This is a genomic window from Chitinophaga sp. (assembly GCF_039596155.1).
Classification (GTDB): domain Bacteria; phylum Bacteroidota; class Bacteroidia; order Chitinophagales; family Chitinophagaceae; genus Chitinophaga.
Window position 1 is genome coordinate 1 of the sequence record NZ_JBCNKF010000006.1, and the last position, 12,441, is coordinate 12,441.

A 12,441-nucleotide genomic window follows, 5' to 3' on the forward strand; every position below is an offset into this window, starting at 1 on the left:
AAGCGGGTATTTTTCGGGAGTGGGTATTTCAGGAAGCGATCGTTTTAAGAGGAGGGAGTGTTGGGGAAATAATCGTTGGGGAGGAGAGAGTATTTGGAAGCGATCGTTTTAAGAAGAGGGAGTATTAGGGAAATAATTGTTTGGGAGGAGAGAGTATTTGGGAAGCGATCTTTTAAGAAGAGGGAGTATTGGGGAAATAATTGTTTGGGAGAAGAGAGTATTTGGGAAACGATCGATTTATGAGGAGTATTTGGGGATGCGATCGTTTGGGAAGAAAGAGTATTTGGGAGTGCGCGGGTCTTGTGGTGAGGGGGCGATTTAGCATAAAAAAAACGCTTCCACCTTTTGGGTAGAAGCGTTGTCTATAAAAAGTTTCTGAAGACTAATATTCAAATGGCTGTTTGTAGATCACTTCCAGCAATGTTTGTCCAACGACCTGCAAAGTTCTTTTATCAATCACCTGCATATTATCGTTTGTCGTATGCCAGTGAGGCGCAAAATTGCCATTCTGCTGCATGGCAATAATATCAAAGGTAGGAATCATCGCAATTGTATTGATATACACATGGTCATCAGTGATAGCAGCTCCTGTATTCTCATAGCGGAAGTAATCAGAGTAGCCTAGCCTGTTGGCCACATCCCAGAACATCTTCATTGGTCCATAAGCATACTGCTGGGAGCCTGCTTCCATAAAGAACTGTGAGCCACGGCCACCTACCATATCCAGCAGAATACCATAGTTCGCTTTATAGCCTTTTACATGTGGATTCCGGGCCCAATACTGCGTACCCAGGCAGTAACTATTTTCATCTTCACTTACACCGCTGTCTTCCACATCTTCCAGCAGGATATCGATACCCGCTGCAGGATGCTGTGCGTGCAGCTGACGGGCTACTTCCAGCAATACACCAACCCCACTCGCACCATCATCAGCACCGTCAAACTGTTTTGTTTTATCAAATGCATCCTGATCTGCATGAGGCCTGGTATCCCAGTGTGTGAGTAGCAGGATACGCTGCGCTGCATCCGGGTTGAAAGTAGCGATCACGTTGATACATGGAACAGATTTACCACCCGGAACAGTTACATTGGTACGCTGAATATAAAGGGTATCTGCCAGTGGTTTGAATTGCGCGATCAGCCACTCAGCACAGGTATTTTGTGCAGGTGTAGCAGGAATGCGGGGACCAAAGGAAACCTGTTTTTCAGTATATACGTAAGCGCTATCAGCGTTAAATACTGGAACATTCACGTTAGCCTGCTTAGATGTAGCAGTGGTATCAGTTGTCTGGGCCGGTTTGGTATCCGAATGACAGGCAGCTGCACAAAAGGCAATACCTGTTAAAATGCCAATCAATTTACGCATATGAAACAAGAACATTTAAATGATCAATCTTACTGGATAGTATAGCTCACGCTGCCATCCTTTTCGTCTTTTAACTGAATACCCGCTGCCAGCAACTGGTTACGGATCCGGTCTGAAGTAGCATAGTCTTTACGGCTCTTTGCTTCTTTACGCATTTCGATAATCAGCTGCATTACGCCATCCAGTGTATTGTTGTCTGTTGCCAGGTTCTCCGGCTCAAGTCCAAGGATGTCGATCAACCAGGTTTTCCAGGTCTTTTTGATCAGCAGGAAAGTGTCTTCACTGAGTTCATACATTTTAATCTGTCCACCCTTTAGAGAATTGATCACAGGGGTAATCTCGAACAGGTTGGCCAGCACTTTAGCTGTATTGATATCATCATTCATGAAGTCCTGGCATTCTTCGCACCAGGTACGCACCTGTTTATCGAGGTCTTTATTCAGGTCACCATCAGTTTTGGTATATTCCAGCTTCTGCAACACATCGTATGCACTCCACAGGCGTTGCAAGCCTTTTTCGGCTGCCTGTAAAGCTTCGTTGGAAAAATCGAGTGTACTGCGATAGTGTGTTTGTAATATGAAGAAGCGAACGGTCATAGGACTGTACGGTTTCTCCAACTGGTAATTATCGCCAGAGAACAGTTCTGTGAGGCGGATAGTGTTGTTATACGCCTTTCCCATTTTACGACCGTCTATAGTAATCATATTGTTGTGCATCCAGTAGCGGGCCATCAGCTCTCCATGTGCGATTTCGCTCTGAGCAATTTCACACTCATGGTGAGGGAACTGCAGGTCCATACCACCACCGTGGATATCGAACTGCGTACCCAGATACTTGCTGCTCATCGCAGAACATTCAATGTGCCAGCCGGGAAAGCCTTCTCCCCATGGGCTAGGCCAACGCATCAGGTGTTCGGGTGGTGCGTTCTTCCACAAGGCAAAGTCTACCTTATTGCGCTTCTCGTCCTGATTTTCCAGCTCGCGCGTCGTCTCCAGCATGTCTTCGAGTACGCGACCACTGAGGATACCGTAGTCGTGAGAAGCCGCATACTTCTTGACATCAAAGTATACAGAACCATTCACTTCGTAGGCGTAGCCTTTGTCCATGATGGTTTTGATCATTTCTATCTGTTCAATGATATGACCGGTTGCAGTAGGTTCTATACTTGGTTCCAGGGTGTTGAATTCACGGAATGCCCAGTGGAACAGGTTCGTATATTTTTGTACCAGCTCCATCGGCTCCAGCTTTTCCAGCTGTGCCTTTTTGCTGATCTTATCTTCGGCTTCGCGACCTTCTTCTTCGAAGTGACCGGCATCGGTAATATTCCTCACATAACGGACTTTGTAGCCAAGATATTGAAGGTATCTGTATACCACGTCGAAGGTAATGTAAGGGCGGGCATGTCCCAGGTGGGACTCTCCTGATACGGTCGGACCACACACATACATACCAACATGACCAGGATACAATGGGGTGAATACTTCCTTTTCTCGCTTCAGCGAGTTGTAAACTTTAAGCTCAGACATATCGTTTAATTCGGATTGCAAAGATAGTTATTGTTTCGTCAGGGAAATGATAGTCCCCGGCACCAGTCATCCAAATTATTTTGCATGGGTTGCATGCAGGGAAAAATTGGCGATAACGGGATAATGGTCCGAGAGGTCAGAATTTATCTTGCGGTAAGAATTGATTTCCATTGATTTATCGTAGAAAATATAATCGATCCGCAGGGTGGGTGCCAATCCGGCAAAGGTACGGCCAATACCACTCCCTTTCTGGAGGAAAGCGTCCTGTAAGGAGCCGCGGATGGTAAAATAGGTATAAGAGGCAGGTGTATCATTGAAGTCTCCGCAAACGATGGTGCGGTAGGGACTGGTTTTGATAAAATCTGCCACTACTATGGCCTGGCGGGCACGCCCTACATAGGCATCCTTCATCTTCTCAATGATGTTGCGGGTGGCTACCAAACCGCTGTCCTGCTGGTTTTTGATCTTTTGAATGTTATGGTAATCCCGCTGATCAAACCGATAGGAGGCCAGGTGCATATTGATAATTCGAATCGTATCGCCATCCTTCACAATGTCTGCATAGATCAGGCTTTCGCTGCGGGGACCCGTAGACATCTTGATCTTATCGGACTTGATAATCGGGTAACGGGAGTAAATGATAGATCCCCAGTGCTGCATACCTCCCCGGTTAAAATCGCTGGAAAAGTAGCGATAGGGCAGGTGCATTTCGTGGGAAATATCTTCCCTGTTATTGAAGTCATTTTTCTTTTCTGAGGTATAGAAATCCTGAAAGCATACCACATCCAGTGCCTGTTTTTTGATCAGGGCAAACATGGCCTGTCGGGTGTACTTACTGTCTTTCTCCCTGTATAGTCCAAACTGCGCTACGTTATAGCTCATAACATTGAGGCTACCTTCGGGAGCGACAAGCTGCTTTCCGGCAGAAGGAAAGTTGAAGGCAATGAAAGCCGAGATGGACTTCCATCCGATTACGATCGACAGCAGGGACAGCAGGCAATATTTATAATCGAACAGGAGCCAGCAGATAAAAAAGAGAATTAAGGCCAGCAGTAGTATTGGGAACAATAAAGTAAAGAAGCTGATCGGCCACCACTGCACGGGAGAAACAAAAGGAGCCAGGCATGCTACCAGGAAGAATAGCATGATAATGATGTTGACCGTTAGAAAAAAACCTTTTGTAAATAACCGCAGAAATCTCAACTCCTAATCGCTTTTACGAATAAAGATAATTGAAACGATCAACTTTGTTATAGTGATAAGCTTGCCATTATTGGAAAATGTTCAAAACCCTTGTGTGGAAAGGAGCTGAAACCGTTGATATGAAAAGGTGATTGTGTAAGTATATAGTCAATTCGAAGGGTAGGAGCAAGAAATGACAGTGTTCTTCCGATGCCCCAGCCCTGTTCAAGGAATGCGTCTTTTAGCCCTGGGGCAATGGTATTGTAGGTATATGACACAGGTGTGTCGTTGAAATCACCACACACAATAGTGGGATAAGGACTTTCTTTGATGAGTGCAGCCAGCTGTTCTGCCTGTGCAGCCCGCTTGCCGAAGGTGTGCTTCATTCTGCTGATGAGGCCTTTGGCCTGCGTTGTTTCGCCTTGTAGAGCGGCGTAATCCTTACGTCGAAACATGTAAGATTGCAGTTGTGCGGTAAAGACACGAATGATATGTTCATTTATTTTTATATCAGCCTGCAGAATGCTGCTGCCACTACCTACATCACTGTGTCCGCTGGGAATGTGGCAGGCAGATATGATGGGGTATTTTGAGAATAGCACGATGCCGTATTTCCAGGTGTTCCAACGCGTTTTATCGCAGGTAAAATATTGATAAGGGTAATGGAGTTTTTCCTGAATAGCGCCCAGGTGATCTGTATGGTCAGGGCCGCTGTTGGTATAGAATTCCTGAATGCAGAGAATATCCGGAGATGCTGATAGCAGGGTTGTATAAATAGATTGTTTGAGATCGGTGTCTTCTTCATATCGCTTCAATCCCATGCTACTGCTGTTGAAGGTCATGATGGTAAAATGACCGGTTTGGGGTGTGGCTTTGTTGCCCCCGGGATGATGGCCAAAGGTGACTAACAGGGCACGGGAGGAGAGCAGGATGCCAGCGAGAGAAAGGCCCCAGTAGGGTTTCTTTCTAAACAGCCAATAAGCCAGAAAAATCAGGTTAATAACCAGTATGATGGGAAAGAACAATCCTGCGAAGCCACTCAGCCACCATTTACCGGGACTGAGGTAAGGGAGCCAGCTGGAGAGGATCAGGGATAATGTGACAATGCTTGTGGCGATGAAAGATTTTGACACGGTACAGGGGTTTCTATAAAAGTAATGAAATACTCTATAAAGCAAAAACGCTTCTGTCATTGACAGAAGCGTTTTCAAATATCAGTTACCTCATTATTTTTCCTTCGGATGGAAGAGGTGAGTTACTTTGTACAAAACCTTGTTGAGTCCAGCTCCCCAGTCATTGCCTTTCTTCCAGGCGTTCATGAAAAGGTATCCCACCAGGGCGCCGCCTGTTAATGCTGGCAGCGCAGTGAGGTCATGGTGAGAGAACAGGTGTCCGGAAACTGACATGACCAGGTACAGAATGGTTACAATCCACATAGGTATACCACCGCTGAGTTGCTGGAAAATGCGCACATTTGGAGCCACCAGCAGCGAAGCGACAGCAAGGGACATTACACAGGCTGAGGAGCCGCAATAGGAGGCGAAGAATTGTGTAGCATGGAATGCTGGTATGAATTGCATACCCAACATGTAAAGAAGGTTGCCTGCCATACCACCAAAAAGATACAACGGAAGGATAACGCCGGCTCCTGCTTTGCGTTGTAAAAGGGAGCCAAATGCCCACAGCCAGATCATGTTACCAAATACCATCCAGACGCCTTCGTTTACAAAGAGGGAGGTGATAAATGTCCAGGGCATGCGGGCAAGCCTGCTGAAGCTGGCGGGGAGGATGACATTATTCATTACATCCAGGTTGAACCGGATGGTGGAATTGCCTTCAATATTATAAACTACTTGTGTAAAAAATAGCAGGATAAATACTGTCAGATTAACCAGTACCAACTGGGTGACCATGTTTTTCCCTTCTCCCAGAGAGAGGATTGGCATCGGTTCTCCTTTTTCGACTACGTCCATTGACCTAAACTTTAGGGTTCAAAGGTACGATTACATTTAGTAAAAATTTCGCCGGTTCCTCTTGTTCCACGTTCGGAGCAGCAGGTAGCTGAACAGTACCCCTCCCAGGTGGGCGAAATGCGCAACATTATCGCCTGCTGAATTGCGGAGGCCTGATACGAGTTCCATCAGGATCATGGCGGCAACGACGTATTTGGCCTTGAGTGGAACGAGGAAGTAAATGTATATCAGGCTGTTCGGGAACAGGTAGCCGAAGGCAAAGAGCAGTCCATACACTGCACCGGAAGCGCCAAGGGTAGCGGCGTCGCGGTAGGCAATCTGGTAATTGCGGAGAAAGACCTTCCCGTATTCTATTTTAATCTGGTTATCCGGGTAGAATAATTGCTGATTGGATGAATTGACGAGATCGTAATGGGCATTCAGGGCATTGAAATGGGCCAGGCTTGGATCGTTAATATAATTATTGATCTCAGCATTCAGGCGCATATTCTCATAGGTGAGCACGCCCATATGGCAAAGTGCTGCACCGAGGCCACAGATCAGGTAGAACATGATGAAGCGCTTGGCCCCCCACATATTTTCGAGGGTTGACCCAAACATCCACAGGGTGAGCATATTGAAGAATATGTGCACCAGCGAGCCATGCATGAACAGGTGAGTGATCAGCTGATGTGGTTTAAAAAGGGGAGAGCCCCAATAGTGCAGGGCAAAAAGATCCGACAGGAAATGACCTGGAACAAAATTCGGGTCATCGAATAATGTTACCTCTCCAAATTTTAGCTGTGCGAGAAACACTAAGCCATTGATGATCAATAAGTTTTTGATCACTAATGGTAATATGTTGAATCCGCGGGGCCTAAACTCACTCATTATGATTTCCGGTTCTGATTATTACTAATTCCTTTTTTCTAACAATACCACGTTCTCAATGTGATGTGTATGAGGGAACATGTCTACTGGCTGGATCTTTTTTACCGCATACATCTGGTCCAGCAGCGCCAGGTCTCTGGCCTGGGTAGCCGGGTTACAGCTGACATATACTATACGGGGGGCTGCGATTTCGAGTAGTTTGTTCACCAGTTTTTCGTGCATACCAGCCCGAGGAGGGTCAGTAATGATCACATCTGGTTGCCCATGTTGGGCAAAAAATGCATCGTTACATATGTCTACTACGTCGCCAGCGAAGAATTGAGCATTGTTTACGCCATTGCGGGCTGCATTTTCTTTCGCATCATCTATCGCCTCTTTAATCAGTTCGATACCCACCACTTTTCCTGCCTGTCTGGATACAAAAATACCAATACTGCCAGTTCCACAATATAAATCATAAACAATTTCTGTTCCCGTTAATCCGGCAAATTCTCTTGTTACCTGGTAGAGTGCTTCTCCCTGGTAAGTATTGGTCTGGAAAAATGATTTCGGGCCGATCTTAAAGGTAAAATCTTCCAATTTTTCCTCTGCGTATCCTTTGCCAAAATACACTTTAGGCTCCAGGTCGAAGATGCTGTCGTTCAACTTGGGGTTGATGGTGTAGAGAACTGTGGTAATACCGGGTACGGTTGCCAGCAGGTGATCCAGCAGGGCTTCGCGGTCTTTTTTATTTTCGTGTTGGATCACGAGGTTGACCATGACTTCGCCTGTGGTGAGGATGCGTACCACCAGGTTACGCAGCCAGCCTACCTGGGCACGGATATCGTAGAAAGAAAGTTCATGTTCGAGTGCGTAAGCCCTGATGGTATTACGAATGGCATTCACGGGTTCTGCTTCCAGATAGCAGGTGTTAATGTCAAGCACCTTATCGAAGAGCTTAGGTACGTGAAAACCGAGGGCATTCTGCCTTGGAATGGTACCGTCTTCAGCAATGGCTTCAGCAGGCATCCAGGCTTTGTTGCTGAATGTGAATTCCAGTTTGTTGCGGTAGTGTGTAACATGCTTTGAGCCGAGGATGGGCTGCATGTCAGGAAGTTCCAGTTTACCTATCCGGGTCAGGTTGTCAGTCACCTGCTGTTGCTTATAGGCAAGTTGTTTGTCATAAGGGAGCATTTGCCACTTGCAGCCACCACAGGTGCCAAAGTGTTCACAAAACGGGGTCACGCGGTCAGCTGCATAGCTATGAAAGCGGATGGCGCGGCCTTCGGCCCAGTCTTTCTTGCTTTTTCCCAGGCGAACATCAACGACATCACCGGGTACCACACCTCCTTCAATGAAGATCACTTTGCCATCAATACGGGCCAGTGCTTTCCCTTCAGCAGCATATGCGCTCACGGGAACTTTTTCCAGAATTACATTTTTTTTCCTCACGGGTGCAAAGGTAGGATTTTCATAGAGTAATGTGGGGGTGTAGCGGGGACGTATTTTTCAAATTCCTAATTCTTGGCTACATTTACATCAACCGATGTCCTATGCATAAACTTATGATAATACTGGCGTTTGTTTGCTCTGCAATGCAGTTACAGGCGCAGAATGGCTACAAGATCACAGTACAGCTGAAACAGTACAAAGGTGGTATGATGTACCTGGCCCAGTATATGGGTAAAAAGACATATATGGCGGATTCCGCCATGCTGAATGACCAGGGGGTAGCTGTACTTCAGGGAAAGGAAGCTTTACCAGGCGGTATTTACCTGGTCGTATTCCCCGGTAAAACCCGGTATTTTGAAATGCTCCTGGACAGCAAGCAGGAAAACTTCTCTGTTTCTGCGGATACCTCAGATCTGATCAATAAAATTGTTTATAAAAACTCTCCGGAAAACGAACTATTCGTAGCGTATAATAAGTTTCTTTCCAGGGATGTAGCTAACCTGAATAAGGAGGCGCAGGCCCTGCTGGCAAAGCATACTGCCGCGGATACCGCCAGTGCCAGGCAGGTACAGGCAGAACTGGGCAAAAAACTACAGGCTTACAGAAATGATGTGATTGCCCAAAATCCGCAAAGTCTGCTCACCAGTATCTTCAAAATGATGAAAGATCCGGAAGTGCCGCCTAAGCCTGCAGATGCGGATTCTACTTTTGGTTACCGCTATTTCAGAAGTCACTACTGGGATAATACAAACCTCAGTGATGGACGACTGGCCCGTACACCGGTACTGGAAGATAAACTGAGCAGGTACTTTACCCAGCTGGTGCCCATGGATCCGGATTCCATCAATGTAGCAGCAGATGAACTGATCGAAAAAACACGCAAGGATAAAGAGAATTTTAAGTTTGTGGTGTGGTGGCTGACTTCAACCTACGAAACCTCTCCTTATATGGGTATGGATGCTGTGTTTGTACACCTTGTGGAGAAGTATTATGTAGCGGGCGACGCATACTGGCTGAATGAGGAACAGCTGAATAAGGTCATTTCACGCGCCTATTCTATCGCACCTAACCTGATCGGACAACAGGCGCCACCACTGGAAGTGAAGGATAGTGCACTAAAACCTGTTTCGTTGTACACAACCAAGGGTAAATTTACCGTGTTGGTGTTCTGGGATCCTACCTGTGGGCATTGTAAGATAGAAATACCCAAACTGGATTCAGCGTACAATGCCAGCTGGAAGAATAAGGGTGTGACGATGATTGGATTCAAAACAGAAGGTACGAAGGAACAGTGGGAACAATTTATACATGACAACCATCTGAACGGCTGGATCCATGCCTGGGATCCTGATGCACAATCTAACTACAGGCGCCTATACGACGTATATAGCACACCGGTAGTTTACCTGCTGGATGAGAAGAAAAAGATTGTTGCAAAAAGATTAGGCGTGGAGCAGTTGAGTGAATTCATTGAGCGGTCAGACAATAAAGGAAAGACTGCAAAGAAGTAAGGTTTCCACGACTGTGTAACAGAACGTACATGTTGTACGCACACACTATTAAATGAGTAGTTATTTATTCCCTCAATACATGTATCGTCCCGTGTATCGCTTGCCAGCACATGCAGCAAAAGATACACGGGATTTTTTACAGGTACACTGTGAATCAATTTAAAAACTGAGTAACCGTGAAAATGAGAGCAAATATTAAATGACTATATAATTAATGTTGTAACTCTTTTATTATCAGGAGCATGTGTTTGCTGTTTTCTGCTTTGGCATAGTCTTTGGCAATGTAGTCGTAATAAAACATTCTAGGTTATGACAAAGAAGATGATCCTTTCGTTTGCGACCCTTGCAATTTTTTCAGCAAGCGCTATGGCACAGGTACGTGTAGGTGTAAAAGGTGGATGGAACCTTTCAAGTATTACGGTTGACAATAGTGGTAGTGTTGACAAAGACAAATCACTATCAGGTTTTAATATCGGTGTTATCGCAGATATGCCGTTAGTACCAAAGATACTGTCTTTCCAGCCGGGTGTATTCTACACAACCAAGGGTGCCAAATTGAAATCAAGTAGCAGCAGTGATGCGGTACAGTACAAGTACACTACTACTCCATCTTATATCGAAGTTCCACTGAACTTCATTGGTAAGTTGCCTGTTGGTCCGGGTGCAAGTCTCTTTGCGGGTGTTGGTCCGTACTTCGCTTTTGGTGTGGCTGGTAAGAACAAAGCTTACACAACTGTAGGTGGTGTGACGACTACTACAGAATCCAACATCAAATGGGATGATGATACCCCGTTCAATAATGACGATCCTAACCAGGGTTATAACAAGTACAAACGTTTTGACTGGGGTGGTAACGTGCAGGTAGGTGCGGAGATCAGTAATTTCCTTATTTCTGCACAGTATGGACTTGGTTTTAACAAGATCAATTCTGGCGGAAACGACGGTAGCAATGAAAAGAACAAAAACCGTGTGTTTAGTGTAAACGTAGGTTACCTGTTCTAATATCTTTAACAACCGGGCGTAAGCAGGCAACGTCTGTAATTAAAACAACAGCTATGAACATGTATAGCATCCAACAACGCCTGTAGGATGCTATACTGATAAATTCTCCTATATGAAAAAAGTACTCTTAGCAGTAGCCGGGCTTTTGATAGCCGGTGTATCTTTCGGGCAGACAAAATGGGGCATTATTGCAGGTCCTCAGTTTTCAAGTTTTACAACAAAAGCTGATAATGTCAGCAAAAAAACAAGTGATCTCACTACCAATCTGAGGGCTGGTATCACTGTAGACGTTCCGCTGGCTGACGAATTTTATATCGGTACTGGTTTGCTGTACTCTGGCAGAGGCGGGAAAGAGTCCCCTGTTAAAGTGAACTTATCTTATTTGCAGTTGCCGGTAAATTTCCTGTTTAAACCAGAAGTTGGTACCGGAAAGCTAAACCTTGGTGTAGGTCCATACTTTGCCTACGGAGTAGGAGGTAAGTACAAAGCTACTGTCAATAATGTTGAGGTGACTACCAAGGCTTTTGATGATGAAGCGGGTACAGGTAAGCTGAAAAGGTTCGATGCCGGTCTGGGTATCGTAGCTGGCTATGAACTGCCTGTAGGCTTGTATCTGGGTCTGAATGCAGACTTAGGCCTGGTAAATGCATATGACAACACTGACAATGGCAGGAGCTGGAAGAATACTTCCTTCGGTGTTTCGGTAGGATATAAATTTTAATGGCAAGCAATATTTTATGACAGGGCTGATCTCCTTCCCCGGAGGTCAGCCCTGTTGCTTGTTAACCGTGGATTAATACAACAATTGCCACAGATTTATTATCTTAGTTGCTACAAACCCCTATATGTTTGAGCAATCCATTCCTCGTATCATTTTATTATCCCTACTAAGCATGTTCCTGTTCCCTGATCAATCCAGGGCGCAGGTTAGTTTTAGTGTCAATGTAGGCCTCAATCAATCCTGGATGCAGTTCAGTGACCCAGCCGGGCATTCTGCCGAAGGTAATCGTCCACTCACCAGATTTAATGCTGATTTATTGTTACATGTTCCCCTGGTACAAGGACTGTATGTGGTACCGGGTGTACGATATATCACCAAGGGTGCAAACCTGACAGCGGGTGACGACGGAGAATTTACCCGCCGGCTGGAAGTACGTTACCTGGAAATTCCGGTTTGCCTCACTTATAAGGTACCTGTGTCATTTGGCCGGATCACAATAGGAGCGGGGCCCTATGCGGCTTATGGTCTGAACGGAAATAACCGGATGCAGGTTTATAATGGTGGAAATGTGGTCAGTACCACAGATTATAGTGTGGGATTCAGCAGAGATGTGAACAAGGGTATTTATCCCGGCACCCGGCTGAATCGCTGGGATGTGGGAGGACAGGCAGTACTTGGGATTGAGTTTAATAACCTCATGATGGCGGGGGTGCACTATAGCAGGGGCATCCGTAACCTGGATCTGTCCGGCAACAGTACCATACGCAATTACAGCGTAGGAGTTTCCCTGGGAATAATGTTTAGCAGGGAAGATTATTAACGGACATCGTTATTATTCCAATAGGAACAGAAGGCGTAT

Annotated in this window: 11 protein-coding genes; 4 read left to right on the top strand and 7 right to left on the bottom strand. The window is 45.7% G+C overall.

Annotated features, from left to right (window positions below; translation table 11 throughout):
• Positions 1-382: 382 nt before the first annotated feature.
• The 7 genes from ABDW33_RS07340 to rlmD form a co-directional block, all read right to left on the bottom strand.
• Positions 383-1,366 carry a M28 family peptidase gene (locus ABDW33_RS07340; protein ID WP_343689420.1) on the bottom strand — a complete coding sequence of 328 codons (984 nt, stop codon included), beginning with the start codon at positions 1,364-1,366 and terminating at the stop codon, positions 383-385.
• A gap of 29 nt (positions 1,367-1,395) precedes the next feature.
• Positions 1,396-2,892, bottom strand: coding sequence for a cysteine--tRNA ligase (gene cysS, locus ABDW33_RS07345; protein ID WP_343689421.1), 1,497 nt, complete (start codon positions 2,890-2,892; stop codon positions 1,396-1,398).
• A gap of 75 nt (positions 2,893-2,967) precedes the next feature.
• Entirely contained in the window at positions 2,968-4,038 is a 1,071-nt protein-coding gene (locus ABDW33_RS07350) for an endonuclease/exonuclease/phosphatase family protein (RefSeq protein ID WP_343689422.1), read from the bottom strand.
• A gap of 104 nt (positions 4,039-4,142) precedes the next feature.
• A complete protein-coding gene (locus ABDW33_RS07355; RefSeq protein WP_343689423.1) occupies positions 4,143-5,207 on the bottom strand; it encodes an endonuclease/exonuclease/phosphatase family protein in 1,065 nt (354 codons plus the stop codon).
• A 93-nt stretch (positions 5,208-5,300) separates the two neighbouring features.
• The gene (locus ABDW33_RS07360) at positions 5,301-6,047 is read right to left on the bottom strand and encodes a rhomboid family intramembrane serine protease (protein ID WP_343689424.1); all 747 of its coding nucleotides are present in this window, start codon (positions 6,045-6,047) and stop codon (positions 5,301-5,303) included.
• 36 nt (positions 6,048-6,083) lie between these two features.
• Complete coding sequence (locus ABDW33_RS07365) at positions 6,084-6,917, bottom strand: rhomboid family intramembrane serine protease (RefSeq protein ID WP_343689425.1); 834 nt, start codon at positions 6,915-6,917, stop codon at positions 6,084-6,086.
• 24 nt (positions 6,918-6,941) lie between these two features.
• Positions 6,942-8,348 carry a 23S rRNA (uracil(1939)-C(5))-methyltransferase RlmD gene (gene rlmD / locus ABDW33_RS07370; protein ID WP_343689426.1) on the bottom strand — a complete coding sequence of 469 codons (1,407 nt, stop codon included), beginning with the start codon at positions 8,346-8,348 and terminating at the stop codon, positions 6,942-6,944.
• 101 nt (positions 8,349-8,449) lie between these two features.
• Between rlmD and ABDW33_RS07375 the strand changes: the two genes are divergently transcribed.
• From ABDW33_RS07375 to ABDW33_RS07390, 4 genes are all read left to right on the top strand, one after another.
• Positions 8,450-9,859 (top strand): redoxin domain-containing protein, encoded by a 1,410-nt coding sequence (locus ABDW33_RS07375; protein WP_343689427.1) that lies wholly within the window; start codon positions 8,450-8,452, stop codon positions 9,857-9,859.
• Between the two features lie 309 nt (positions 9,860-10,168).
• Positions 10,169-10,861, top strand: a complete 693-nt coding sequence (locus tag ABDW33_RS07380) for a porin family protein (protein ID WP_343689428.1) — start codon at positions 10,169-10,171, stop codon at positions 10,859-10,861.
• A 112-nt stretch (positions 10,862-10,973) separates the two neighbouring features.
• Positions 10,974-11,582 (top strand): porin family protein, encoded by a 609-nt coding sequence (locus ABDW33_RS07385; RefSeq protein WP_343689429.1) that lies wholly within the window; start codon positions 10,974-10,976, stop codon positions 11,580-11,582.
• Positions 11,583-11,706: 124 nt separating this feature from the next.
• Positions 11,707-12,402, top strand: a complete 696-nt coding sequence (locus ABDW33_RS07390; protein WP_343689430.1) for an outer membrane beta-barrel protein — start codon at positions 11,707-11,709, stop codon at positions 12,400-12,402.
• Positions 12,403-12,441: the final 39 nt, after the last annotated feature.

Coding starts and splice junctions, on each gene's coding strand:
- ABDW33_RS07390 (WP_343689430.1), top strand. CDS start 11,707: ATGTTTGAGCAATCCATTCCTCGTATCATTTTATTATCCCTACTAAGC.
- ABDW33_RS07365 (WP_343689425.1), bottom strand. CDS start 6,917: ATGAGTGAGTTTAGGCCCCGCGGATTCAACATATTACCATTAGTGATC.
- cysS (WP_343689421.1), bottom strand. CDS start 2,892: ATGTCTGAGCTTAAAGTTTACAACTCGCTGAAGCGAGAAAAGGAAGTA.
- ABDW33_RS07380 (WP_343689428.1), top strand. CDS start 10,169: ATGACAAAGAAGATGATCCTTTCGTTTGCGACCCTTGCAATTTTTTCA.
- ABDW33_RS07385 (WP_343689429.1), top strand. CDS start 10,974: ATGAAAAAAGTACTCTTAGCAGTAGCCGGGCTTTTGATAGCCGGTGTA.
- ABDW33_RS07375 (WP_343689427.1), top strand. CDS start 8,450: ATGCATAAACTTATGATAATACTGGCGTTTGTTTGCTCTGCAATGCAG.
- ABDW33_RS07350 (WP_343689422.1), bottom strand. CDS start 4,038: ATGCTATTCTTCCTGGTAGCATGCCTGGCTCCTTTTGTTTCTCCCGTG.
- ABDW33_RS07340 (WP_343689420.1), bottom strand. CDS start 1,366: ATGCGTAAATTGATTGGCATTTTAACAGGTATTGCCTTTTGTGCAGCT.
- ABDW33_RS07360 (WP_343689424.1), bottom strand. CDS start 6,047: ATGGACGTAGTCGAAAAAGGAGAACCGATGCCAATCCTCTCTCTGGGA.